This window comes from Shewanella sp. GD03713 (assembly GCF_029843705.1).
GTDB lineage: Bacteria > Pseudomonadota > Gammaproteobacteria > Enterobacterales > Shewanellaceae > Shewanella.
In genome coordinates this window covers 3953103-3978510 of the sequence record NZ_JAOCIW010000001.1, presented here as the reverse complement: position 1 = coordinate 3978510, position 25408 = coordinate 3953103, and the positions used below count along the sequence as shown (strand labels likewise).

The 25408-nt window shown below is 49.0% G+C and carries 19 protein-coding genes; 5 read left to right on the top strand and 14 right to left on the bottom strand.

The features are described from left to right. The first annotated feature begins 307 nt into the window (after positions 1-307). Positions 308-1105, top strand: a complete 798-nt coding sequence (gene blaOXA, locus N5E87_RS17455) for an OXA-48 family class D beta-lactamase (protein WP_279775528.1) — start codon at positions 308-310, stop codon at positions 1103-1105. A gap of 301 nt (positions 1106-1406) precedes the next feature. Here blaOXA and N5E87_RS17450 read toward each other — a convergent pair whose 3' ends face one another. Then, positions 1407-2318 (bottom strand): LysR family transcriptional regulator, encoded by a 912-nt coding sequence (locus N5E87_RS17450; protein WP_011621492.1) that lies wholly within the window; start codon positions 2316-2318, stop codon positions 1407-1409. Between the two features lie 122 nt (positions 2319-2440). Here N5E87_RS17450 and N5E87_RS17445 point away from each other — a divergent pair, with 122 nt between their 5' ends. From N5E87_RS17445 to fusA, 3 genes are all read left to right on the top strand, one after another. After that, entirely contained in the window at positions 2441-6994 is a 4554-nt protein-coding gene (locus N5E87_RS17445) for a biotin carboxylase N-terminal domain-containing protein (protein ID WP_279775527.1), read from the top strand. 190 nt (positions 6995-7184) lie between these two features. Then, positions 7185-8636, top strand: a complete 1452-nt coding sequence (locus N5E87_RS17440; RefSeq protein WP_279775526.1) for a diguanylate cyclase — start codon at positions 7185-7187, stop codon at positions 8634-8636. Between the two features lie 449 nt (positions 8637-9085). Beyond that, entirely contained in the window at positions 9086-11179 is a 2094-nt protein-coding gene (gene fusA, locus N5E87_RS17435; RefSeq protein ID WP_279775525.1) for an elongation factor G, read from the top strand. Positions 11180-11315: 136 nt separating this feature from the next. Here the strand turns inward: fusA and N5E87_RS17430 are convergent, their stop codons facing one another. Further along, on the bottom strand, positions 11316-12203 hold the full coding sequence (locus N5E87_RS17430; protein WP_088210210.1) for a LysR family transcriptional regulator: 888 nt from the start codon (positions 12201-12203) through the stop codon (positions 11316-11318). A 94-nt stretch (positions 12204-12297) separates the two neighbouring features. Between N5E87_RS17430 and N5E87_RS17425 the strand changes: the two genes are divergently transcribed. Continuing rightward, entirely contained in the window at positions 12298-12450 is a 153-nt protein-coding gene (locus N5E87_RS17425) for a hypothetical protein (RefSeq protein ID WP_011627178.1), read from the top strand. 242 nt (positions 12451-12692) lie between these two features. On the opposite strand, the gene napB is transcribed toward N5E87_RS17425, so the two are convergent. From napB to N5E87_RS17365, 12 genes are all read right to left on the bottom strand, one after another. Beyond that, positions 12693-13124 (bottom strand): nitrate reductase cytochrome c-type subunit NapB, encoded by a 432-nt coding sequence (gene napB, locus N5E87_RS17420; RefSeq protein WP_086902827.1) that lies wholly within the window; start codon positions 13122-13124, stop codon positions 12693-12695. Beyond that, a complete protein-coding gene (napH, locus tag N5E87_RS17415) occupies positions 13121-14104 on the bottom strand; it encodes a quinol dehydrogenase ferredoxin subunit NapH (protein WP_279775524.1) in 984 nt (327 codons plus the stop codon). Before napH ends, napB begins: the two co-directional genes overlap by 4 nt. Further along, positions 14101-14835 carry a ferredoxin-type protein NapG gene (napG, locus tag N5E87_RS17410; RefSeq protein WP_279775523.1) on the bottom strand — a complete coding sequence of 245 codons (735 nt, stop codon included), beginning with the start codon at positions 14833-14835 and terminating at the stop codon, positions 14101-14103. The genes napH and napG overlap by 4 nt, the downstream gene beginning before the upstream one ends. A 52-nt stretch (positions 14836-14887) precedes the next feature. Next, positions 14888-17368: a nitrate reductase catalytic subunit NapA gene (napA, locus tag N5E87_RS17405; RefSeq protein ID WP_279775522.1), complete on the bottom strand. Its 2481-nt coding sequence runs from the start codon at positions 17366-17368 to the stop codon at positions 14888-14890. After that, on the bottom strand, positions 17365-17634 hold the full coding sequence (locus N5E87_RS17400; RefSeq protein WP_086902831.1) for a chaperone NapD: 270 nt from the start codon (positions 17632-17634) through the stop codon (positions 17365-17367). The genes napA and N5E87_RS17400 overlap by 4 nt, the downstream gene beginning before the upstream one ends. Positions 17635-17874: 240 nt before the next feature. Further along, positions 17875-19500: a collagen-binding domain-containing protein gene (locus N5E87_RS17395; protein ID WP_279775521.1), complete on the bottom strand. Its 1626-nt coding sequence runs from the start codon at positions 19498-19500 to the stop codon at positions 17875-17877. 15 nt (positions 19501-19515) lie between these two features. Continuing rightward, entirely contained in the window at positions 19516-20058 is a 543-nt protein-coding gene (locus N5E87_RS17390) for a prepilin-type N-terminal cleavage/methylation domain-containing protein (protein WP_279775520.1), read from the bottom strand. A gap of 2 nt (positions 20059-20060) precedes the next feature. Continuing rightward, positions 20061-20468, bottom strand: a complete 408-nt coding sequence (locus N5E87_RS17385) for a prepilin-type N-terminal cleavage/methylation domain-containing protein (RefSeq protein WP_279775519.1) — start codon at positions 20466-20468, stop codon at positions 20061-20063. Next, on the bottom strand, positions 20459-20893 hold the full coding sequence (locus N5E87_RS17380; RefSeq protein ID WP_279775518.1) for a GspH/FimT family pseudopilin: 435 nt from the start codon (positions 20891-20893) through the stop codon (positions 20459-20461). The genes N5E87_RS17385 and N5E87_RS17380 overlap by 10 nt, the downstream gene beginning before the upstream one ends. Position 20894: 1 nt before the next feature. Then, the gene (locus tag N5E87_RS17375) at positions 20895-21266 is read right to left on the bottom strand and encodes a type IV pilin protein (RefSeq protein ID WP_279775517.1); all 372 of its coding nucleotides are present in this window, start codon (positions 21264-21266) and stop codon (positions 20895-20897) included. Between the two features lie 221 nt (positions 21267-21487). Continuing rightward, a complete protein-coding gene (locus N5E87_RS17370; RefSeq protein WP_279775516.1) occupies positions 21488-22738 on the bottom strand; it encodes a lipocalin-like domain-containing protein in 1251 nt (416 codons plus the stop codon). Continuing rightward, entirely contained in the window at positions 22735-25401 is a 2667-nt protein-coding gene (locus tag N5E87_RS17365; protein WP_279775862.1) for an ABC transporter permease, read from the bottom strand. The genes N5E87_RS17370 and N5E87_RS17365 overlap by 4 nt, the downstream gene beginning before the upstream one ends. Positions 25402-25408: the final 7 nt, after the last annotated feature.

Below are 25408 nucleotides of genomic sequence, written 5' to 3'. Positions count from 1 at the left end.
TTGGTTTGCTTCATCCTAGAGCGGATGTAACTTATGCCAAAAAGTCACAATGATTGCTTTGAGTATAAGAGTTTACCTAAAGTGATTCGAGGATCTTATTCCTGTTTTGTATATAGATGTTATCTAAGTGGCGTTTTTAGGTTGTGAGTTCGTTTCGTTGACTGCAAGCATTGGCAATCTCTCGCTTTAGCTGCGTGCCTTTTTTCTGCCACAATTGGTCAGCAGTTTGCTAGGGAAAGCGGGCCGAGACAGTGGTAACCTTAACGTCTTATTTTTATGGATTTATTGCCTTGAGCAAGGGGACGTTATGCGTGCATTAGCCTTATCGGCTGTGTTGTTAGTGGCATCGATTATCGGAATGCCTGCGGAAGCAAAGGAGTGGCAAGAAACTCAGAGTTGGAATACTCACTTTACGGAACATAAAACCCAAGGCGTGGTTGTACTCTGGAACGAGAATAAACAGCAGGGATATACCAACGATTTTAAACGGGCGAACCAAGCATTTTTACCCGCATCGACCTTTAAAATTCCCAATAGCTTGATTGCACTCGATTTAGGTGTGGTTAAGGATGAGCATCAAGTCTTTAAATGGGACGGGCAGACGCGCGAAATCGCCGCCTGGAACCGCGACCATGACTTAATTACCGCAATGAAATATTCGGTTGTGCCTGTTTATCAAGAATTTGCTCGCAAAATCGGCCAAGCACGTATGAATAAGATGCTGCATGCCTTCGATTATGGCAATGAGGATATTTCGGGCAATTTAGACAGTTTTTGGCTCGATGGTGGCATTCGGATTTCGGCCATCCAGCAAATCGAATTTTTACGCAAGCTGTACCATAACAAGTTGCATGTCTCGGAGCGTAGTCAGCGTATCGTTAAACAAGCCATGCTGACCGAGGCGAATGCCGATTATATTATTCGGGCTAAAACTGGTTATTCGGTCAGAATTGAGCCGAAAATCGGTTGGTGGGTGGGTTGGGTTGAACTCGATGATAATGTGTGGTTCTTCGCGACCAATATGGATATGCCAACCTCGGATGGTTTAGGGCTGCGCCAAACCATTACGAAAGAAGTGTTGAAACAGGAAAAAATTATTCCCTAGAAGTGGTTAGCGGCGCACTTTAGTGAAATAGCCGTCATATAAGCTGTAAAGTTATATGGACAAAATGCTCATGCTCGATGCGCTTATACCTAATGGCTCATATTTCATTCAGTCAGGCCAAATCGACTTAAGCTCTGTGCGTTAACCTTCAGCCTGAGCACTAGCATTTTATTTCTAAACGTAAAAAGCCTAGCCAATTCGCTAGGCTTTTTTGTTATCCCTGAAAATAGCTGTTCGCAATGGTGGTGTGAGTAAAGGCGTGGCGATGTAAGGAAAGGAGAAGACCGCTGCGATAAAGCGTCTAGCCCATCAAGGATTGCAGGCTTTCTTGGCTACTAAAGCGTTTGACGAAAAAGTCCAAGAAGGCACTGATATTAGTGGCTAATTGGCGGCGGCTGGAATACACCCCGTAGACCTTAAAGGGTTCGATTGGCCATTCTTGCAGTATGGGCACCAGTTGACCATTCGCCAATTCTGTCTTGCAGGCGGAGTTAGACAGCATGGCAATACCAAAGTCATCGAGGGCTAACTGTTTGACCATTATCGGGCTATTAACCCTGACCTTACGTTGAAAATTTACCATGGTCTTACGCGCGCCTTTACCTAGGGGCCAAATGGGCGCGGAGCGTGATGTCCCGAGTAAGATGCCGCTGTGCTCGCTTAATTCCTTTGGGGTTGCAGGTGTGCCTCGGGCTTTTAAATAGGCTGGGCTTGCCACGAGAATCGGTTGGCGCTCAAACAGTAATCTTGCAACAAGATCAGAGGATTGCAGTGGCCCATATTTGATAGCTATGTCATATCCTTCACCCACTAAACCGATATCGTTGTCGGTAAACTGGACATCCAATTCCACATTGGGATATAAACGCATGAATCCGCTACAGAGGTTAGCGATTAATTCTTGGCTAAAAGAGACTGGAATAGCTATCCGTAATGATCCTGACACATCATCATGGGTACTCTCGATAACCGCCTTGGCCGCTTCCACCTCATTGCGAATGGAATCACAGTGTTGATAAAAGAGGGCCCCGACTTGAGTCAGGCTTAAGTTGCGGGTGTCGCGTTGTAATAATCGCACGCCAAGTTCTTCTTCGAGCTGCGCGATTTTGCGACTTATGGTGGATTTTGGGTGGCCGGTTTCACGTGCAGCTTGGGAGAATCCCTTCGCTCTAACTACGGCTGCAAATAGCATCATACCGTTTAAATCTGGCATGTTTTTCCCACTGTCTCATATTTGGAACATAGCGTCTTATGCAGTTTAATGGCATTTGGCGGGATAACAAAGTTATATTTATTGGCTAAAAATTTTCAGAGGCTAAAGCAGAGGATCTTTTGATGACCAGCAATAATCAGCCCACACACATGACTCAAGCCCAAACGCCCGATCCGCTTTTTTTACAAGCCGAGCATTTGGCAAAAGATTTTTCTCTGTTTCCTAAACACAGTAAACAGAGCTTATCAGAAGAAATTAAAGGTCTTTTAAACGATGATGCCATTCAGGCAAATTTAAAAGACTTGGCATCGTTAGATGTCGATGGTTACGTCGCAAAAGTGATCCAGCCGACCCAAGATAAAGGTCGTCCTGGTGCAAAACGTATCATTGCTGACCTGAAAGGTCGCTTGGTTACCGAAACTCACTTGGGCTCTTTCTACAGCGCTGAGGTCGAGCTGAATTTCGGTTCACGTACTCGTCGTATCGGTTTTATTGCCCAAGAGCGTACTACGGCTAACGGCGCCTGGATGCCTGAGCATCACTACGCGGCCTGTAAAGCAATTCGTCACTTTGCCGAATTGTCTATGCCTATCGTTTACCTTATCGACACCCCAGGGGCCGATGCGGGCGAAGTGGCCAACAGCCAAAACCAAGCACATTCTATTTCTAAGGCGATCGCTGAGAGTGCTAACGTTGACGTACCAACAGTCGGTATCGTTATCGGTGCGGGTTACTCGGGCGGCGCGATCCCATTAGCTGCGGCTAACATCCTGTTATCGCTGCGCGATGGTATTTTCAACACCATTCAGCCACAAGGTCTGCAAAGTATTGCACGTAAGTACAACCTGTCATGGCAGGAATGTGCTAAGTCTGTGGGCGTGTCTCCAGAAGAGCTTTACACTGCGGGTTGTATCGATGGCATCATCGATTTCTCTCCAGGTGACCGTGACGAGCGTCAGCACAATTTACGCCGCGCTATCATCAGCAGTATCGAAGCTGTTGAACGTGCAGCTATCAACTTTGTGCGTGAATCTAAAGATTTACGTGAGCACTATGACCGCAGTTTAGCGCGTTTCCTTAACCCATCTAAAAACCTGATGGCGTTAGAGTTAAACGCAGAGTTGGCTGTGGCAACTAGCCCAACTAACCATCACAACCTGTTTGGTAGTGCTTACCGTTACCTACGTTATTTAACGCTGCGTAGCCGTATTCATTCAATCTCTCAGGAGCAATACGGACGTTTGTCACGTGTTAGCGTGCCTGAAGGTGACTTGTTAGCACGTATCCAGCAAGAGCAAGACCGTGTATTCCAAGCTTGGTTATCAAGCCCTGATAAGCTGGTTTACGATGAAGATCTAAACAAACTGTGGGCGAACTTTATTGCTAAGCGCGATGAAGTGTCTACCGAGCGTAACATGCTGACGCGTTTGATTTTGGGTGAACCAAAAGAGAACTACAAAAAAGCACGTAAGGCGCTGTTATTTAACATCGGTTGGTCTTTATATCACCGCTGGAAGAGCAACGCGGCAAACAACTTCAAGGGCTTAATCCAGCACCTTGAAAATCTGCCAAAGTCAGTGACTCAAGCCAAGTGGCCTGAACTGAATCAACTGACTGTGCTCGATGTGGTTGTGAACGACGAGCTGCGTGAAGACTTTATTTGGCAATGTCATAACATCCTGATCTTTAACTCTCTGTACGACAACGTTGTGGGCAGCTTAGCGTCTATCGCGAAAGAAGCCATGATGGCGAAGAGCTTGTCGCGCAACTCAGTGAACAATCTGCTGCACAAGTCAATTGACCATGCGCTGTCGACTCAGGATACCGCTAACGACAAGGCGAAATTCTACAAGTGGCTTAAGTACTTTATGGGCCAATCTAACCGTGCTGACTTGTTGGTGCGTGTCGAGCAGTGGAAGAGTGTGGGCTTCCCACAACTTAACGACAGTTTATTCGTTATCCTGACTTACTTCTTCGAGCGTTTACTGCCTGAATACTTCGACAGTGAAAGCGATAACAGCAAGTACACTGGCGCGATTAACCCTGTGCGTATCGGTCGTCGTAAGGACTTCTGGAACCGCTTGACCATGGGTTATCAGGACTTACTGATCCAAAAAGTATTACGTGACGAAAAACGTACCGGCAAGATGACGTGGGAAAATGTGATTAAGCAATTCTTCACTCACTTTGAAGAAATCAATGGCGACAAAATGTCGGCCAACTTGCTTAACTTCCCTGGTTTCCGTCTCTCAATCGAAGATGCGTTAGATAAAGGCATTCGTCCTTGCGGTCTGATCACCGGTATTGCTGACTTTAAAGAAAAAGGTCAAAAAGTCCGTGTGGGTGTGGCTGTGTCTAACACCGCATTCCAAGCGGGAGCCTTCGATATGGCGAGTGCTGAGAAATTCTCTGCGCTGCTGATCGAGTGTGCTAAGCGTAAGCTACCTGTGGTTTGCTTTATCAGCTCAGGCGGTATGCAAACGAAAGAAGGTGCAGCGGCACTGTTCTCAATGGCTGTTGTGAACGACCGTATCACTCGTTTCATCCGTGATAACGAATTGCCAGTACTGATGTTCGGTTTTGGTGACTGTACTGGCGGTGCGCAGGCGAGTTTCGTGACTCACCCATTAGTGCAAACCTATTACCTGTCTGGTACTAACATGCCATTCGCGGGTCAAATGGTGGTTCCAGCTTACTTGCCTTCGACTTCGACACTGTCTAACTACTTGTCGAAAGTACCAGGTGCAATGGCGGGCTTAGTTCACAACCCATTCAGCGAAACCTTAGATAATCAATTGGCGAGCATCGATCCTCTGATGCCAATGCCAACGGCGAAGATCAATGACGTGATCATCAACGCCCTATCAACACTGGTTGTTGAAGCGCCTGTTGAAGAAGAAGTGATTGTTCAAAACGATCCACGTAAGTTAATGAAACCAATTAACAAAGTATTGGTTCATGCCCGTGGTTGTACCGCTGTTAAGTTGATCCGTAAGGCTCACGATAACGATATCAATGTGGTATTAGTGGCGTCAGATCCTGACATGACCGCCGTACCTGCGGATATGCTGAAAGATTCAGACAAGTTAGTCTGCTTAGGGGGTAACACCTCTGACGAAAGTTACCTGAACGCTTACTCAGTACTGAAAGTTGCCGAATACGAGCAAGTTGACGCACTGCACCCAGGTATCGGCTTCCTGTCTGAAAGCCCACAATTTGCGGCATTGTGTGTGAACAACGGTGTTAACTTCGTTGGTCCTAGCGTGCATTCAATGACGACTATGGGTAACAAGTCGAACGCAATTAAGACTTCACAAAGCCAAAACGTACCAGTAGTACCAGGTTCACACGGTATTCTGACGAACGCAGAGCAAGCGGTGAACGTGGCCAATGAAATTGGTTACCCAGTGCTGCTCAAAGCGGTACAAGGCGGTGGCGGTAAAGGTATCCAGGTCGTTAAACGTCCTGAGGATATGATTGGTTTATTCCAAAAAACCTCTACCGAAGCGGCTGCGGCCTTTGGTAACGGCGACCTGTACTTAGAGAAATATGTAACCTCACTGCGTCATATCGAAGTGCAGTTACTGCGTGACAAGTTCGGCAACGCTAAGGTGTTGGGTTTACGTGACTGTTCGGTTCAACGTAACAACCAGAAAGTGGTCGAAGAATCTGGCTCAACTATGCTGCCAGAAGAACTGAAGAAACAAGTGCTGGATTACACCCGTGCTTTAGGTGATGCGACCGATTACATGGGCGCAGGTACAGTTGAGTTCATCTATAACTTAGATGCGAACGAAGTGTACTTCATGGAAATGAACACCCGTCTGCAGGTAGAGCATCCAGTAACGGAAGCGACTTCTGGTATCGATATCGTGAGCGCGCAATTTGATATCGCTGCGGGCCGTTCAATCGAGAACCTCGAGCCGAAAGAAATCGGTTATGCGATGGAAGTGCGTGTGACTGCAGAAAAAGCAGCACTGGACAGCCATGGTGTACTCCAACTGATCCCAAATCCTGGCAAGATCACTGAGTGTGTATTCCCAGACCATCCAGATGTGGAAATCATCTCGATTGCCGCAGCGGGTAAAGAAGTATCGCCATACTACGACAGCTTAATCGCTCAGGTGATTATGCGCGGTGAAAACCGTGAAGACGTTATCGCGAAACTGCACGCTTACTTAGATAGCGTAGTACTCAAAGGTATCGCGACTAACATTCCATTGCTGAAGCTAATCCTAAGCGATGGCACCTTCAAAGAGGGCGTATACGACACTAACTACCTGCCACGCTTTATGGCTGAGCTCGACATTCCAGCGCTGATCGCTGAAATGGAAGCCGCTGCCGAAACTGTGGGTGTAGACACTGAGTCACTGCGTGTGGGTGAAAGTAACGAACTGAAAGTATTAGCCCAAGGCGCAGGTATCTTCTATACCTCTCCAGCGCCAGGCGAACCTGATTTCGTGAAAGAAGGTGATATTGTGACTGCAGATCAGACGCTTGCGTTAACTGAAGCGATGAAGATGTTCTCACAAGTGAACTTAGCCGGCTTCAACCGTCAAGGCGCTGTGCTGTACTCAGAAGATAAGAAGTATCGCATCGAGCGTATTCTGAACAGCAATGGTCAGCAAGTATCGCAAGGTGACTTACTCTTCGTGGTATCGCCCGTAGAAGACTAATCAGTAAAGCAGACCGCTTAAACGAAATACCCGCCCATTGGCGGGTATTTTTTTATCCTAATGAATGTCACATAGACAAACCCTTAGGCTATTTCCATACTCAAATCAGGGCTTATTGGTATTATCTTAATATCGCGTATACACTTTTTTGACTTTGTCTGATTGCTAGCGGGTCGAATCGAGAGGTGCCATGGGTTGCAGATACTGGATTTTACTCCTCGGTTTATGCTCTCCATTATCTGGAAATGCCGAGCGTTTGGCCTCAACTTACCTCAATGCTGCTGAAGACGCTAACCATGCGACTCAGTTGGTGCGTTATTGCGTCGACCCCGATTGGTTGCCCTACGAAGCGATTCGTGATGGCCAGCACGTGGGGATTTCGTCGGATTATATTCGTTATATCGAAGCTCACTCGTCGTTAAAGTTCAGCTTGGTTCCCACGACATCTTGGACACAAACCTTGCATTTTCTGCAAACGGGGCGCTGCGATTTAACCCCGTTACTCAATAAGACGGCGACTCGAGAGCAGTTTTTACATTTCAGCCATGTGTATTTTCGCTCCCCCAATGTTTTAGTGTCGCTAAAGGAGCAACCCTTTTTACAGGGCTTTGAAAACATCGGTTCACGCACCTTGGCTGTGCCCGATGGCTATCGTCTTGCCGAGTATATTCAGCATTACTATCCCAATGTTCACACCATTAAAGTGGCGAGCGAGCCAGCAGGACTTGAGGCCGTGCTTGAGAAAAAAGTTGACCTCTTTGTCGGCTCGATGTTTTCGGTCAATGCCTATATTCAACAGACGGGCTTTAATCATCTTAAAATTGCCGGTTGGGGCGGCCCTGAGGATGAACTGCGGGTCGGAGTGAGCTTGGGGCATGAGGCGTTGCTGCCGATCATCAATCAGGTATTGGATAATGTGGACGAACTGGAGCGGATCCGGATATATCAGAAGTGGAACAATATCACCATTATCGATGAAACTAACTATCTGCTTATCTATCAGGTTATTGCCGGTACTCTGTTGGTGATATTTTTACTCGCGACTCGCACTTATGTTATCAGCCGTTATAATCGCCGTTTAACCGATAAAAACCAGCAACTTGAGGTTTTACGTTTGCAATTAGAGCAGAGTAATGCCGAGCTTGAATTTTTATCCACCCATGACCCACTCACTAAACTCTACAATCGGCATTACTTTAACCGCCAGTTTGTTCACGAACATCGCGCCGCTGTCTCCATGGATGGCGCTATTTGCTTGGTGATGTTAGATATCGATTTTTTTAAAGAGATCAATGACACCTTAGGTCATGCGATTGGGGATAAAATTTTAATGGAGTTGTCCTCGGTGTTGCAGCACTGCGTGCGCGAAAGCGATGTGGTGGCGCGCTGGGGCGGGGAAGAGTTTGTGATCCTCTGCCATCAAACATCACTCGATGCCGTTAAATCATTGTGTCAGCGAATAGCTCACGCCATCAAAGATTATCATTTCAGTGGTGATGTGCGGCTCACCTGTAGTTTTGGGATTGCCAAACTTGCGGTCAATGAGCCCATGCAGTCATGTTTTGAACGGGCAGATAAGGCGCTATACCAGGCAAAAGCGTTGGGACGGGACCAAATTTGTGTGGATGAGACGCACCTCTAGTCCGTGCCGAGCGTGATGAATAGACGGTATTCCTCAGTACATAGCGGATTTCATTCAGAAATCGGCTATTTATCCTAGAAAACCAGCGTCATCGAATCGATTTTAACGGGAATATTGCCCATAGGCGCATCGTCTGAGGGCTGGTTTTTTGCGATTAATGAACCGTTAAAGCATGGAAAAACATCAATATCAGCAAAAACACGCTTATTTTTAAGGTTTTTGGTAATTGATTGATAAATGAACTGAAAATTTTTATTTAATTGTTTTCACATATTTTTCTTATTTTTTTTTAATTTTTTCCGCGACTTTATCGTGAAAAATTGCAAGAGCCATTTGCGAAGAGCGGGGTTCCAATTTACAATATGCGCCTAAAATAATCTGATGTGCGGTGTGTCGGTGGTTTGTCGCATACTCCGTCTACTTCTTAAACTAATCATTAAAGTTGAATCATGACCGAATTATCCAAATACAGAAACATTGGTATCTTCGCTCACGTTGACGCGGGTAAAACCACGACCACCGAGCGTATTCTTAAGCTAACCGGTAAAATCCATAAGTTAGGTGAAGTTCACGACGGTGAATCAACAACAGACTTCATGGTTCAGGAAGCTGAGCGCGGTATTACTATTCAATCAGCTGCAGTTAGCTGTTTCTGGAAAGATCACCGTTTCAACGTTATTGACACCCCTGGACACGTTGACTTCACTGTTGAAGTTTACCGTTCTCTGAAGGTTCTTGACGGCGGTATCGCTGTATTCTGTGGTTCTGGTGGTGTTGAGCCGCAATCAGAAACTAACTGGCGTTATGCTAACGAATCTGAAGTTGCTCGTATCATCTTCGTAAACAAGTTAGACCGTATGGGTGCTGACTTCTTACGTGTTGTTAAGCAAACTAAAGACGTTTTAGCTGCTAACCCACTGGTTATGGTTCTGCCAATCGGTATCGAAGACGAGTTCAAAGGTGTTGTTGACCTGTTAACTCGCAAAGCTTACGTGTGGGACGATTCTGGTATTCCAGAAAACTTCACTGTAACTGACGTTCCAGCAGACATGGTTGATCTGGTTGAAGAATACCGTGAAATGCTGATCGAATCTGCTGTTGAGCAAGAAGACGATCTGCTGGAAGCTTACATGGAAGGCGAAGAGCCATCTATTGAAGACCTGAAGCGTTGTATCCGTAAGGGTACTCGTACTATGGCATTCTTCCCAACATTCTGTGGTTCTGCGTTCAAGAACAAAGGTATGCAACTGGTTCTAGACGCGGTTGTTGACTACCTGCCAGCTCCAGACGAAGTTGATCCACAACCTTTAACTGACGAAGAAGGTAACGAAACTGGCGAATACGCTATCGTTTCTGCTGACGAGTCATTAAAAGCATTAGCGTTCAAGATCATGGACGACCGTTTCGGCGCCCTGACTTTCGTACGTATCTATGCTGGCCGCCTGAAGAAAGGTGACACCATTCTTAACAGTGCAACTGGTAAGACTGAGCGTATCGGCCGTATGTGCGAAATGTATGCAAACGATCGTATCGAAATTGAATCAGCTGAAGCTGGTGACATTATCGCTATCGTGGGTATGAAGAACGTACAAACTGGTCACACTCTGTGTGATGTTAAGCACCCATGTACTCTGGAAGCCATGGTGTTCCCAGAGCCAGTTATCTCTATCGCAGTAGCGCCAAAAGATAAAGGCGGCAGCGAGAAGATGGCTATCGCTATCGGTAAGATGATCGCTGAAGATCCATCATTCCGCGTAGAAACTGACGAAGATTCAGGTGAAACCATCCTTAAAGGTATGGGTGAACTGCACTTAGATATTAAAGTGGACATCCTGAAGCGTACTTACGGTGTTGAGCTGATCGTGGGTGAACCACAAGTAGCATACCGTGAAACCATTACTCAAATGGTTGAAGACCAATACACCCACAAGAAACAATCTGGTGGTTCTGGTCAATTCGGTAAGATCGAATACATCATCCGCCCAGGTGAGCCAAACTCTGGCTTCGTGTTCAAGTCTTCAGTTGTTGGTGGTAACGTTCCTAAGGAATACTGGCCAGCAGTTGAGAAAGGCTTCGCGAGCATGATGAACACTGGTACTATCGCTGGCTTCCCAGTGTTAGACGTTGAGTTCGAACTGACTGACGGTGCTTACCACGCAGTTGACTCTTCAGCAATCGCGTTCGAAATCGCTGCTAAAGCGGCATTCCGTCAGTCTATTGCTAAAGCTAAACCACAACTGCTTGAGCCAATCATGAAAGTTGACGTGTTCAGCCCAGAAGACAACGTGGGTGACGTAATCGGTGACTTAAACCGTCGTCGCGGTATGATCAAAGACCAAGTTGCTGGTGTAACTGGTGTTCGCGTTAAGGCTGACGTTCCGTTATCTGAAATGTTCGGTTACATCGGTTCTCTACGTACAATGACTTCAGGCCGTGGTCAGTTCTCTATGGAGTTCTCACACTACAGCCCATGTCCAAACAGCGTTTCGGACAAAGTTGTTGAGCAAGTTAAAGAGCGTAAAGCTGCTGAAGCTAAGAAGTAATTCTTAACTTCCTCTAAATAGAAACCGCTGCTAAGCCTAGGCTAGCAGCGGTTTTTTTATGGGTGAAATTTAAGAATAAATGCAGGGTTAGTGGGACAGACTAAGGCTTAACCCTAGTTCAAACTTAGGGGCAGATTTAGCGCAGTGCTTTCTGTTTACTCAATTCCAATAACGCATTGGCCGCAGGGGTTAAAGGCAGATTTTGTCGCCAGATGAGGGCTAAATCCCAGGTCATAGCTGGTTGCATGGGTCTAAACACTAGCTTGCTGGTGCTGAGTTTTTGGCAAATAGGTTCGGGTAAAATCGCCAGTCCCATATCGGCCTCGACCATGGCGGCGAGAAAATCCCATTGACCGCTACGAAACGCGATATTGAGTTGTACTCCCGCCTTACGACTCAGGCGATTGATTAGCTTAGCCAAGGAAAAATCTTCGTTATAGAGAATAAAGGGATAGGGCTCAAAATCCTGCCAGCTGAGGTGTGATTTAGCGGTAAGTGGATGCCCATCGGGCAAACAAGCGAGCAGGGGATACTTGGTGAGCGGTTGGTTAACCAACTCGGTCTCATGGGTGGTTGGCAGCGCGGTAAAGGCGATGTCTAAGCTGTTATTCAGCAGCGCTTGTTCACAACCAAACCCGCCGTATTCATACATTTGCAGCTCAACGCCGGGATAGCGTTTCCGGTAACTGGTCAGCAGCCCGATAATTAAACTGCTCATCATAGGGCAGACACCTAATCTTAACCGTCCCGTCTTAAGTCCGCTTAAGTTGCTCATGTCCTCCTGCAATCTATGCCATTGCCCGAGAATTTCCCGTGCGCTGTGCTCAAACAGTTGTCCCGCTTGGGTCAGCTCGACTTTCTGATTGTTACGTATCAGCAGCGTCTCTCCTAAGCTCTCTTCGAGCCTTTGGATGATCTTGCTGAGCGTCGGCTGGGTGATAAAGCATTTTTCCGCGGCTCGAGTGAAGTTTTCCGTTTCGACGAGGATCAGAAAACATTGCAAGGTCTTGATTGGAATATTCATGCTTAAATGGAATCCATTGTATGGCGTTAATTCATTTTACTGATGATGGCCTAAGTATTACTTTGAGCTCGTTAACAGAAAAGGGGAATAACCAATGAAATCCACATCGAGTTTATGGGTAGGTGCTTTGTGGCAGGCGGCGATGCCTGAAGCAAAGAATGTGCAAACAGCTAAAGCGGTGCAAACTAGATTAACGGCTCCAGCGGGTGATTTGCATAAAGCAAAACAACAAGTAAACCCAGCCTAGGCTGGGTTTTTACTTTTCAATAGTTCGCGCTCTCTTCCCACTCATTTTCTTTCCCTCATCTCCTATCTTATTGCATGATTGTTTAGTCCTTGCATTGCACTCTCTGTGTCTGAATCTTCAGTTTTAGAAGCGCTCTTAACACAATGCTTTAAACACTTAGCGGGCAAAGCTTTGAGGTGTTATTGCTGAAAATAAAAAGCCACTGGCTTAGCAGTGGCTTTTGTGGGCAGGGAAGTGCTGTGTTATTGATTTGAGAACTTGTTCTCGACTAAAGGCGCCTTGTTCTCTGCCTGTGCCACGTGGCACTGGGTGCAGAAATAGTTATGGCCATTGAGCGTGCCCTTATCGTCGATAACGTGGGATTTCGCCACTGGCGTAGCCTTCATCCGTGGGGCTTTATCCCAGCTGTGGCAGGTTAAACAGCCATTCTTATCCATAGTGATTTTGTAATCATCCTTATGGGGAATGAGTGGCGGTTGGTCGGTAAAGCTGCGCTCTAACGCCTTGCCACGGCTTGGGTAGACTGGCATGGCATCTGCGGGGCGAATATCGGTTACCGCGCTATCGCCGGCGAGGGATTTAATGTTTACGGGTGTGGCTTGCGTGTCTGCTTGTTGGCCTGAGCAGCCGCCGATGGCTAATACAATCGCAGCTAAGGTGAGTATTTTTTTCATTGGTCATTCTCCGCCTTGGGGGCAATGTGTTGACGAATTGATGAAGTGGTTGATGGCGACTGACAATCGGTCGAATCGCCTGTACTGAGTTGAGCCTGAGAGGCCGTAAAGCGTGTTTGATAGCGAAATACGCGTTGTGCGCAGACATCGATACAGCGGCCGCATTGGGTGCAGTCTGTGCTAGTGATCACTGGGTTTTGCCCTTTTAACGCCGGCTTTAATACCTGGCGCTCTGGGCAAACGGCAAAGCAGTCCATGCAGTTATCACAGGCACTGGCTTTGCTGGCGACGATTTTGATGGGGCTCCATTTGCCGATTAAGCCAAACAGGGCGCCTGTTGGACACAGGTGACCACACCATGCGCGCTCGGCGATAAACAGATCCAGCAGAAATATCGCCGCTAAGATCCATACACCACTGAGACTGCCAAATAACACGGCGCGATAGACTAAGGGTACTGGGTTAATCCATTCCCAAATCAAGTTGCCCGTGAGCAGTGGCAATAACAGCACGAGTGCCAGCAGGTAATAACGTAAATTACGCGGTAACTCGCTAGTGCGAGGAAGGTTCAATTTACGTCTGAGCCAGCTTGCGGCATCGGTAACCAGATTGACTGGACACACCCAACTGCAAAACACCCGGCCACCGGCGAGGGCATAAAACAGTATGATCAAAGCTGCGCCTATCAATAGGCTAAGCTCGGGAATATGCCCGCTAATGAGCATTTGTAAGCTCACCAGTGGATCGGCAAAGGGAATGGTATCGAGCAGTAAACTGGCCGATAAATTACCTTTAAATAGCCAAACTCCCAGAAGTGGCCCCAGTGCAAATAGGCCTAATAAGCCTAATTGCACTGCGCGGCGTAGCAGCAAATATTTGTGTGCGCCAAACCATCCGAGTTCAGCAATGGCTGCGGCATGCTCGCCTTGCATGCGGGCTTTTGAGTTCATGGTCTGGTTATTCATAGACTTGTTACTCATAGCGTTAGCCCCTTATTCAACATCTCTAAGGTGGTTTCCTCGGTGTTGATATAAGTGTCATGCGCAGCCGCTTTACCGAGCGCCAGAGCGGTAGGTAACACCTTAATCGCGGCCGTGTCGAGCACGCAGGCATGCTCGCATTTACCGCAACCCGTGCAGGTATCGCTGTTGACTGTGGGTAGAAACATGGCGTGGTGATCGCTATGTTGATTGCGTTGGCGTTCTAAGGTGATGGCATTGTCGATTAACGGACAAACCCGATAACAAACATCACAACGTAATCCCTTAAAGTTTAGGCAGTTTTTCTCATCTATCAGTACCGCAACACCCATCTTAGCATCGCTAATTTGCTCAAGTTGAGGATCAAGCGCGCCCGAAGGGCAGGCTTTAATGCAGGGAATATCCTCACACATTTCGCAGGGAATGTGTCTTGCGGTAAAGAATGGCGTGCCAGTGGCGGTGCCATCAAACCAACGTGCCAGCGATAGAGTGTCGTAGGGACAAGCCTCGACACACAAACCGCAACGCACACAGGCGGAGAGAAAATCGCTTTCTTCAAGGGCGCCCGGCGGTCTGCAAGCTTGGGGGGCGAGTTGGCCTTGGCTTTTTGCCGTGGCCGTCAAGCCTAATCCTACGAGCCCCATCACGCAGCCAGCCTTAGCCGTCGTTGCCAAAAACTGGCGACGGTTGACTTGCTTGACTGTGAATGGACTCTTCACTTGCTGACTCACCTTAGCACTCCTTAATCGCTTTCAAATACGCTTATCGCTATCAAATGAGGGCTTAGGCCTTCATCACTTTTACGGGACACTTCTTAAAGTCAGTTTCTTTTGACAGTGGATCGGTCGCATCCAGAATCAACTTGTTAACTAACTGACGCGCATCGAAGAAGGGCATAAACACCACGCCGCGTGGCGGTTTGTTACGGCCTTTGGTTTCGACACGGGTTTTGACCTCACCACGGGGAGATGCGACTAGCACTTCATCACCACGTTGCAGACCACGGGCCTTAGCGTCTTCAGGATGCATAAAGATTTGTGCATCGGGGTAAGCGCGGTATAGCTCAGGTACACGGGCGGTCATCGAACCTGTATGCCAGTGTTCGAGTACACGGCCAGTAGACATCCACAGATCGTATTCTTCATTTGGTTCTTCTGCCGCAGGCTCGTAGGGCAGGGCGAAAATCACCGCTTTGCCATCGGGTTTACCGTAGAACTTGTAGCCTTCTCCCGACTTCACATAAGGATCGCTACCTTCAACGAAGCGGCGCAGGGTTTCTTTACCTTCGACCACTGGCCAGCGTAGGCCGCGGGTTTCGTGGTAACGGTCAAAGTCGGCTAAGTCATGGCCATGGCCGCGACCGAAGGCGGCGTATTCTTCGAAAATGCCTTTTTGTAGATAGAAACCAAAGTGCGCGCTTTCATCGTTTAAGTCGCCCTTACAATCTGTGGTCGGGAACTTGTTGATGACACCGTTGGCAAACAGCACTTCATAAAGTGTTTTGTCAGCGTATTCAGGCTGTTTGGCGATAAGCTCAGCAGGCCATACTTCAGACACTTTAAAGCGTTTTGAGAATTCGACTAATTGCCACAGATCCGACTTAGCCCCTTCTGGCGCTTTGACCTGTTGATGCCACATATGGGTGCGGCGCTCGGCGTTACCGTAGGCACCTTCTTTCTCAACCCACATGGCCGTGGGCAGAATTAAGTCGGCAGCCATGGCGGTGACGGTTGGGTATGGATCGGATACCACGATAAAGTTTTCTGGGTTACGGAAACCGGGGTAAATTTCATCGTTGATATTCGGGCCCGCCTGCATATTGTTGGTACACATGGTCCAATAGCAGTTGAGCTTACCGTCTTTGAGCATGCGGCTTTGCAGCACGGCATGGAAGCCAGGTTTTGGCGGAATCGTGCCTTCTGGTACCTGCCACAGTTTTTCTGTAATGGCGCGGTGTTTATCGTTAGCCACTTCCATATCCGCAGGTAAGCGGTGGGCGAAGGTGCCGACTTCACGGGCGGTACCACAGGCCGACGGTTGACCCGTTAATGAGAATGGGCTGTTACCTGGGGTGGCGATTTTACCTGTGAGTAAGTGGATGTTGTAGAGCATGTTGTTTGCCCACACGCCACGAACGTGCTGGTTGATCCCCATGGTCCACAGACTCATAACTTTGACCTTAGGATCGGCATAGGCCTTAGCTAAGGTTTCTAATTTTTCAGGCTCTACCCCACTCATTTTCGCCGCATATTCCAGCGTATAAGTGCTGACGAACTTAGCGTATTCTTCGAAGCTGATAGGACTGGACTTACCATTGCCTGGGTTTTTGGCTTTCTTCTCTAACGGATGATCTGGGCGCAGACCATAACCGATATCATCCACTCCGAGGGCAAACTTAGTATGTTTAGTCACAAAGTCGGTATTCACGGCTTTGTGTTGGATGATGTAGTTAGCGATAAAGTTGAGGATCACTAAGTCTGACTGTGGGCGGAACACCATAGGGTTGTCCGCTAAGTCGAAGCTGCGGTTCTCGAAGGTGGATAGCACATGTACGCGGCAGTCTTTGTGGCTTAAGCGGCGGTCGGATAAGCGCGCCCACAGGATCGGGTGCATCTCGGCCATGTTGGCGCCCCAGAGCACAAATTGGTCGGCGGCTTCTAAGTCATCGTAACAGCCCATTGGCTCGTCGATACCGAAGGTACGCATAAAGCCACCCACGGCCGATGCCATACAGTGACGGGCGTTAGGGTCGATATTGTTGGTTAAGAATCCGGCCTTATGTAATTTAGAGGCGGCATAACCTTCCCAGATGGTCCATTGGCCCGAGCCGAACATACCCACAGAGGTTGGGCCCTTAGTGGCGATGCTGTGTTTCCACTTAGCGGCCATAGTATCGAAGGCAACATCCCAGCTTACTGGGGTAAACTCGCCTTCTTTGTTGTATTTACCGTCTTTCATCCGCAGCAGTGGCGTGGTTAATCTGTCCTTGCCGTACATGATTTTCGACAGGAAGTAACCCTTAATACAGTTCAAACCGCGGTTAACTGGGCTTTCAGGGTCGCCCTTAGTGGCGACGACTTTACCCGCTTTAGTTCCGACTAATACGCTACAACCCACACCGCAAAAACGGCAGGGGGCTTTATCCCACTTAATGCTATCTGACTCGGCGGCTTCGACCATTTTCACGGGAAGCGTGACGCCAACGGCCGTGGCAGCGGCAACCGCTGCGTTAGCCTTGAGAAACTCGCGGCGGCTAATGCTCATAGTGTTTCCTCACTCTCTTGTTCTAAGGGTTCTACTTGGTGGTAAATCAAACTGGCGGATAACACGCCGGACAGGGCATTGATGGCTTCAACATTGTCGAGAATGGCTTTTTGGCTATTCCCTTCGAGGGTAATAACGAACTTGCCCTCGGGTGAAATGGCGTGGATATCGCAGCCCTTTAACGCGGCAATATCGGCCTCAACCTGTTGTAAGGCATTAGGGGCGGCATGTACCACAAGGCTGGTGACATGGTATTCCTGACTCATAGCGGTACCTTTATCTTGAGATTCACTCAGTTGCCGCGATAACAATCGCTACAACTAAATGTGGATAACTGTGAGTCTAGACCTGATAAAAAATGTGGGTATACCTCACAAGAGGTATTGGCGGGGATAGTCGATCGGGATCAAAGTTTTGCGCGTGATCTAACTCTCAGTTTGAAATTTACACAATCCCTATCCCTTTGGAGAGGGAGTCTGCAAGTGAGTTAGGAGGGGGGATTAGCTCTATAAGTATTGCCATTGTTTGAGCAGGATGAGCGCGGGATTAGCATTACCTTCGCCGAAGTCGGCAGCGCCTAAGGCATTGTCATAGTGGATTTTTCCATTACCTGTCGCCGTGATGGATTTACCCCTCACCGAGCCGAAAATTTCAGGGCCGCCGGGGAGGTTGACCTTAGATTTGGGCGCGTAGAGCGCGGCATAAATCGGCACATTACCGCTAACGGTGACATCTTTATCCGAGCCAGAAAAAATAGACAGTGGCGGCTTGTTGCTGTCGGTCAGGGTTTGCCCTTTAATGTTGTTACCGTTGTTTGTCCCCGCCGTAAAGGCGACTTCACCGCCCACAAACAGCGTAAGGCTTGAGCCCGGGGCAATATTCAGCTGATTCGAGCCGCTCATCTTAAAGTCACCATTGACTATCAGGGTGACATCGCCGCCACTGATATTCAGCACCCCATCGCTGCTCATGACTAAGCTGTCGAGGTTAAATACAGGGGTGTCACTGCCGAAGATGTTTTCTGACGTGGGGGTTAGGCTCGGGAAATAATCACCTTTCCAGCCGAGTTCGGTCTTACTCGACCCCGATGGCGTGATAGTGACATTGGCGTTGGAATCAATCCTGCGCGCGCCATTATTTGGCATCTTAAAGCTGCCCATTACAGCGCCAATATCCAATGGGTCACAGGATTTTGCTGGCACGGGCGGTACATTGGGGCGCGCGTTGACTAAGTTGCCAATCTGGCTGTCCCGATGAAAGTTGCCGTCGCCGCCATATTGCAGTGTGCCATTCACTTGGGCCTTGGGCGCCGTGGCGGCATTGTTATTGGCTTTGACCGAACCTTCCACCGTGCCGCTATTGGCCAAGTGAAAGTTATTGCCCGCCGCAACATTGCCGCTAATGGTGCCTGTGCCAAGGGTGACATCATTATTAGCTTGAATGCTGCCGTGGATATCCGACGACCCCGTGAGAGTGACACTGCCCGTGGCGCTAACATCGCCGTAAATTGGTGCGTTGCCCGTGAGCGTAATATTGGCATTGGGCTCAATGGTGGTGACATTGCCTTTGCCATGTTGATTAAGTTCACTGCCACCTTGGCCATTACTGATGCTATCGCCATAGGCACCTTTGCGGGAGTCATAGCCATCGATGCTACTGCTGCCGGTAAAATTTAAGCTCTCGCAGGACACAATCGCATCATTGAAAATCGTGTTTCCGTGACTGCCCTGCAGTGTGAACTGGGCGTTGAGTTTGGCCTCGCCTTCTAAATGATTGCCACGACTGTCAAGGCTAAGATCGGCTCCGGCGATTTGACCATTTTCGAGGGCATAACTGCTGCCTTCGAGGCTGCCATCGGCTTCGGCGGGGAGTTGCTCATAAAGTGTTTGCAGACCTTGATTAGGCGCGCGCTGCAGCTGAGCCTTAAGTTGGTTGTAGCTCTCGTGCATTCCCTGTTCGGCGAGTAGCTGCGCATTGACCTGCTTTTGAAAGTTGCCACTCAGTCGCTCTTGCACGAGATTATCCCTGAGCGATGTGACCACCAGTAAACTCGCTAACAGACTGAAGACCAAGACGATAAGTAATACCGCGCCATGTTCCTTATTGCCTAGAGCAGGTCTTAGATTGTCCATTATGGCTTCCTTGCTTTATGGGTTCTGTTGGCTGTTGAGGGCTTGCTGCCATAGGGGTTTACGCAGGGCGATATCGAGCTGGATCCCTTGGCCATATTGCGCGGGGAGTTTTTCGGGCTTGAGTATTACAGTCACCAGTTCGCCATTAAGTGCAAAACGGGTCGATTCTAGCCCTGTGAGTAACACCTGGGCGCCATCGCCGTCGTCACAGCTCAGATTAGGGGCGTCAAAACGGTAGGTTTCGTTGTAATCGCTGGTTTTGCTGGTACCTAGGCAAGTTAAACTCGGCTGGGCAGGGGATGCTGCAACTGCGAGCACTAATTCATTGGCGCTGAGGGATACGATATTTGATGCACGTTTGACGCTCTTGCTGAGGCTAAGGGTGGCGTACCTCAGCGCATCGGCAGCGTTTTCGAGGCGCTTACTTTCTTCTACCGTGGCCTTGAGTGGAGCGAAAAAATTGACCACGGCCAGCATAATAATCAGCCCAAGCACCATAGCGATCATCAGCTCAGATAAGCTAAAGCCCGCTTGCCGTTTCTTCGCGCTTAAAGACATTGCTACACCTGACATAAGTGCGGAAAGCTGGCGTTGAGGCTCACACTGTTATTGTCCTCAATGCGGCCGTCCTGCCAAGTGACTGTGATGGGCATAGTGTCTTGATAAGTGTTGGGTAGCACTAAGGTGTAACCGCTGGGCATATCTTGGCTGAGGCTGGCCCTAAAATTGACATCCTCAAAGCGTGCGGGTTGGCGCTGAATATCGCAGATCCTCGGCCAGATCCTTTCAATGGCATTCTGCGCTTGAATGGTGGCGACCGTATATTGGAAGCTATTGGTCGCATGCTGCAATGAAGATAACTGAGCTTTGCCGAGCGCCAGTAGCGAAGTGACCGAAACCACTAACGAAATCAGCACTTCGGTCATGGTAAAGCCTTGTTGTTTATTACTCTGTGCCACTATGCGCATGCCGCCTCCTGTAGGTAACTTTGCCCGCTTGGCAAGATGCACAGATTGAGCGTTTCACCTTGGGTGTTTTCGAGGCTAATCTGGGTTTTAGTGGTGTTGCCTGTCGCATTGATATTGAGGGTGTTAAAGCCATCGATGCTGACGCCGCGGTTAGATGGGCTAAAGACCTTGAGTTGTTCCTGATTGCTGATGACCAGCCAGCGCCCATCTTCTGTAGCTTCGAGTGTCACCGCTTGATTGCGCTTGATGGCTTCGCCACGGGCGAATTTATAACTGGAGATCAGTTCATTCGCCGTGCTGGTGAGGCTTTCTCTGGCGATCAGATCCCGATAGGAAGGCAGGGCGATGCTCGCCAAGATGCCGATGATGGCGATAGCGACCAGCAATTCGACTAAGGTGAACCCCGCTGTCGTGCGATTTGCCATCTTAGTGGGTCCAGCAATGGGTTGCGGGGGCGCGTACGCCTTTATGGTCGAGACTTAAGGTGCCGCAGGTATCTGACTGACGGCTTGTGGGCACGGCCTTGAGGCTAAAACCTAATTTATCTGCCGTGGGGGTGTAGCTGAAACTGTAATAGGCACTGTTGGTTAAACTCTGCGAAGCGGGATACAGGCCGTTGCGGGAATAATGGCGCTCTAGCGCTTGGGCGCTACTGACGAGATATTGCTGCGCATCGAAGCGTCGACCCTGTTTTAAGTACTCATTAAACGAAGGAATCGCAATGGCGGCAAGAATGCCAATAATGGCGACGGCGATCATCAGTTCAATCAGGGTAAACCCTTTACGTAAAGCGCTCATCCACCCCTCCCTGTGTTATTGAACTGAATAGAATCGTCCGTGATTACGATGGCTATCTTGTTGTTTTAATTATTTTGACAACGTTGTCATATTAATTTATTGGGATTTTCATCGAAATGCAATCACTGAGTGAAAATTCAGCAGCATTTGCAATCGATAGTATGAGAACAAAGAGTATTAAGTGCAGTATTTTGATATGGAGATCACATTTGAGCTGGAGATTAATACCCCGTCAGCTCCATATAACCTGTGCCGCTATGGCTACCTTTAAGCTCAATCGGGCCTTCCCAATACTGGGTGGATAACGCCATGGCACTATTGGGATTTAAGGGGGAAATGCGGATATCGATTTGCTCGCTTGGGATTTGCACTTGCCAGCGAATTGGGTATTTACCCGTGCTGGTGGTTTGCCACTCGAGTGGGGTCATTTTTATCCCATCTGGGGTATCGCGGGAATTGATGTTGCGTCCAGTGCCATCGGCAAACATTCGTCTGGCGCTGTAAAAGGCGGATTGTGCTTTATCGGAGGATTGTTCCCTGAGCTGAAATAACATCAGCGCCGAACCATCATCTAACCTAAGGGCAAACCAATCCCAGCCCTGCTGACTTTTGGTTAAAAACTGCGAGCTCCATTCTCTATCTAGCCAGCCTTGGCCTGTGACTTTTTCGACGCGGTTCTCCACTTGGCCATTGGTCTTGATATGGCGGGTGATTTCGCCATGAATCGTGATAAAGGGTTGGCTGTAGTAGTAAGAGGCGACTTTGCCGTCGCGACTCTTAATGCTGTAACCCTTATCTCCTTGATATTGCAGTGGCGCTTGACTGTTAAGCTCGAGTTGATAACTAAAGTCGTCGGTTGCAACGCTTAAGGTTGCTGGGAATAACTCATGCGATTGACTGCGCCATTGCCAATTATCGAGGTGAATTTGGTAGGGATCTGCACTTACCCCTGCAAGTGATGGATGCGCCCGCGACCATTTCTCATGGGCGAGGTGAGAAGTGCTGGAGGTGAGTGCGCTATGGGCAAAATAAAGCTGCTCAGACGCCCAAGTAGATTTAGGATTAGATCCCACATTTTGCGATTCAGTGTGCTTAGGTTTTAGCGCTACCCTAAATTGCGTCCATTGGGCACCAAGTTGCTCGCCATTCTCTGTGGTTAAATTGGCGGTGAGATACCACCATTCCTGACGAAAATCCTGATGGGCGAGGTGATCTTGAGGAAATTGAAAGTGGTTTCCCGGCGTTACCTTAGCAAAGCTTTGGCTATCTGCACTTGCTTGCCCCAGTAAAGTCCCCATGGATTGAGGCTCGGTCGTTGAAGGCGCATTATCGCAGCCGCTTATTGTCGCAAACAGTAAGCCACCTATGACACTCTTCAAAATAATGCCTGCGCTTGTGCTGATCTTAAATCGCGTTGCAGACGCTAATGCATTAACGCGCCAAGCCTTGGTTTGATGTACGCGTGCGGTCATAGGGTTTCCTGCTGCAAACTGGCGATTAAGGGCCTGCGGGTTTGCCAGTAAAGCGGTAAGAGTACGGCTAAGGTGCAAGTCACTAGGGCGATGAGGATAGCTTTTCCATAGGCAAACCAATCCCAGATCATCTTGATTGTCCAGCCGAAGGCCTGCAGGGTGATTTTATCAATCAATAAATATCCGAGCAGTGCGCCTGTGGGCATGGCCATCAGACAAGTGATGACCACGACCAGCAGCATTTGGCTGAACACCATAGTCCGCAGCTTACTGCGACTCACCCCGAGGGAATACAGCCTCGCCAATGGCGCTTGTCGAGATTGAGTTAGCATCAAGCAGGCGCTAAATAGCCCTATGGCTGCCACCAGCAAAGTTAAGCTATTGAGCACTAAGGTGATTGAGAATGTGCGTTTAAACATGGCAATGGCCTGAGCCTTGAGCTTGGCTTGGCTGTAAATTTGCGCCTGCGCTAAGCCTAATGTAACGGCCAATTGCCCTTGCAGCTCATCTAGCTCCGCCTCGCTGAGTTTGCGCTGAGTCGCTGTGGTTTGAACTCCCGGCTCGACAGAGTGGAAACTGGCCGCAAGGCTAATGGGTAACACGGGTAGCTGCGCCTGTCGCCACAGCTTATGGCTGATGATGAGCTCATTGCGGGTATTGCCGTGGTCGTAATAAATCCCCGCGATTACCACGGGATTGTTGGCGGTTTTGTCCAGCACGTTTAACGCCACAGTATCCCCGAGTTGCAGCTGATACTTAATGGCCATGGGTTCGCTGACTAACACGTAATGTCCGTCAAAGTAGGTTTGCCAGAGATCCGGCAAGCTTTGTTTGAGCGTGCTGGTGTGTTGAATCGATGCATCATCGCGGCTAATCAGGTTGACTGGTATGGTTTGCGCTGCCCCTTGGGTAGAGACTTCGGCCTCCACTTGCCATTGTTGATACAGGCCACTCAGACGAGGATCTTGGCTTAATTTATCGCGCACTTCGGCCATATGGTTGGCGCTGGGGCGCAGGTATAAATCGGCATGCAGACGGGTTTCTAACCAGCTTCTTAAGGTTTGCTCGAAGCTACCGACTAAGGTGTTCATCGACACATTGGCGCTTAGTGCCAGCAGTATCGCCATCATGGCGAGGGACAATGGTGCGATAAGCTCACGGGTTTCGGCGAGGAGATATTGCTTAAGCCCTGGGCGAGTCAATGGCAGCAGCAAGCTGACGCCCCAATGCAATACTTGCGGTAATAACAATGGAATCGCGACGGCGACCATACCCAACAATACCAAACTGGTGTTATAGCTTTGGCTGAAGGGCATGAGTATTGCGGCGAGCGTGAGCAGGCCGCAGGCTAAGATAAACTGCCTGCCATGGGTTTTGTTGTGGGCCTGCGTTTGTTGGTAACGATTAGCGCCTTGGGCGAGGGATTGGCGGGTTAAATCAAAATACAAGGGTAAACAGGCGGCTAGGGCGGCGACTAAGGTGAGGGTTATCGCTTCGGCCAACCAACGCCATTGCCAAATCCCCGGCAACAAGTGGGCGCCGTAGAGCTGCTCTAAGGTCATAGCAACCATAGGTTGCAACCAGTGACTGAGCTGTAATCCTAGGATAAATCCCATTAGCGAGCCCAACACCACCAACAGCAGCAACTCGCCAAGCAGGGCAAGCATAACTTCGCGCCGTGCTAAGCCCTGTTGCAGCAATTGGATTAATAGACGTTGGCGTTTCATCAGGCTGTAACGCACGCCGTTATAGGCAATAAACAGCCCGACCACAAAGGCTAACATGCTCATCGCATTGAGGTTTAAATGAAAACTGCGGGTAAGCGCCATCAAGGCTTGGCCTTGGTCCTGTTGACTGTAACTGGCGCGAAGCGGCGTAATCCCTTGGGTATCGAGCCGCTGCTTTAAGGCGGGGAGCGTATCCCTGTCACTAAATAGAGCGATATAGCTGAGTTTGCCTTGCATTCCGAGTAACGTTTGGGCGAGGGAAATGTCGGTCAGAATTGCACTGCCCAGTCCCCAGCTATCATCGATACTAATGACTTTAAGTTTGTCCGGCGCAAAAGACGCTGGCGCGAGGACGAGCTGGCCATTGGGCGCAATTTTATTGGCAAGGCTCTGACTCATGACCACTATCGGCTCGCCACTCATTAAATCGGCGAGCGGTAGCGCTCCCATCGACATCCTTGGATTGGCTTCTTGTTTTGTGCTGGTATCGTGCTTTTGTCCCTCTTTTGCGCTTAGGCTCGCCGTCAACGCGGCGACGATATCGCTGCCTTCTATTTGCCAGAACTGACCGTTCAGGCCTGCCACTCTGCCACTGACAACCGCAAGGCTTTGGCTGATGCCCGCTTGCCTTAGGCTGAAATACACTGATTCGTCTAGGGTTTCTTGGCCTATGGGCGCGCTGAGGAGCACATCGGCCCGCTGGCTCAATAGCTCAGTGGCCTCACTGTAGCTGCGAATAGCATTATCATTGGTGGCTTTAACCCCGATAAGCAAAGTCACGGCGAGGGCAAGCCCAAGCAAAATAGCGCCCGCTTGCAGCGGCGCGTGGCGATAATGGGCGAGAAAGACCCGTAATACCCAATAGATCCGCAGCCATGGGCGGTTTCTGCTTGGGGTTTTGTTGTCACTTGCCTTAGGGGTTAATGCTGGACTCATCATCGAG

Excerpts from the sequence above, each read along its gene's own strand:
- blaOXA (WP_279775528.1), top strand. The coding sequence starts at position 308 with ATGCGTGCATTAGCCTTATCGGCTGTGTTGTTAGTGGCATCGATTATC.
- N5E87_RS17450 (WP_011621492.1), bottom strand. The coding sequence starts at position 2,318 with ATGCCAGATTTAAACGGTATGATGCTATTTGCAGCCGTAGTTAGAGCG.
- N5E87_RS17445 (WP_279775527.1), top strand. The coding sequence starts at position 2,441 with ATGACCAGCAATAATCAGCCCACACACATGACTCAAGCCCAAACGCCC.
- N5E87_RS17440 (WP_279775526.1), top strand. The coding sequence starts at position 7,185 with ATGGGTTGCAGATACTGGATTTTACTCCTCGGTTTATGCTCTCCATTA.
- fusA (WP_279775525.1), top strand. The coding sequence starts at position 9,086 with ATGACCGAATTATCCAAATACAGAAACATTGGTATCTTCGCTCACGTT.
- N5E87_RS17430 (WP_088210210.1), bottom strand. The coding sequence starts at position 12,203 with ATGAATATTCCAATCAAGACCTTGCAATGTTTTCTGATCCTCGTCGAA.
- N5E87_RS17425 (WP_011627178.1), top strand. The coding sequence starts at position 12,298 with ATGAAATCCACATCGAGTTTATGGGTAGGTGCTTTGTGGCAGGCGGCG.
- napB (WP_086902827.1), bottom strand. The coding sequence starts at position 13,124 with ATGAAAAAAATACTCACCTTAGCTGCGATTGTATTAGCCATCGGCGGC.
- napH (WP_279775524.1), bottom strand. The coding sequence starts at position 14,104 with ATGAGTAACAAGTCTATGAATAACCAGACCATGAACTCAAAAGCCCGC.
- napA (WP_279775522.1), bottom strand. The coding sequence starts at position 17,368 with ATGAGCATTAGCCGCCGCGAGTTTCTCAAGGCTAACGCAGCGGTTGCC.
- N5E87_RS17400 (WP_086902831.1), bottom strand. The coding sequence starts at position 17,634 with ATGAGTCAGGAATACCATGTCACCAGCCTTGTGGTACATGCCGCCCCT.
- N5E87_RS17395 (WP_279775521.1), bottom strand. The coding sequence starts at position 19,500 with ATGGACAATCTAAGACCTGCTCTAGGCAATAAGGAACATGGCGCGGTA.
- N5E87_RS17390 (WP_279775520.1), bottom strand. The coding sequence starts at position 20,058 with ATGTCTTTAAGCGCGAAGAAACGGCAAGCGGGCTTTAGCTTATCTGAG.
- N5E87_RS17385 (WP_279775519.1), bottom strand. The coding sequence starts at position 20,468 with ATGCGCATAGTGGCACAGAGTAATAAACAACAAGGCTTTACCATGACC.
- N5E87_RS17380 (WP_279775518.1), bottom strand. The coding sequence starts at position 20,893 with ATGGCAAATCGCACGACAGCGGGGTTCACCTTAGTCGAATTGCTGGTC.
- N5E87_RS17375 (WP_279775517.1), bottom strand. The coding sequence starts at position 21,266 with ATGAGCGCTTTACGTAAAGGGTTTACCCTGATTGAACTGATGATCGCC.
- N5E87_RS17370 (WP_279775516.1), bottom strand. The coding sequence starts at position 22,738 with ATGACCGCACGCGTACATCAAACCAAGGCTTGGCGCGTTAATGCATTA.
- N5E87_RS17365 (WP_279775862.1), bottom strand. The coding sequence starts at position 25,401 with ATGAGTCCAGCATTAACCCCTAAGGCAAGTGACAACAAAACCCCAAGC.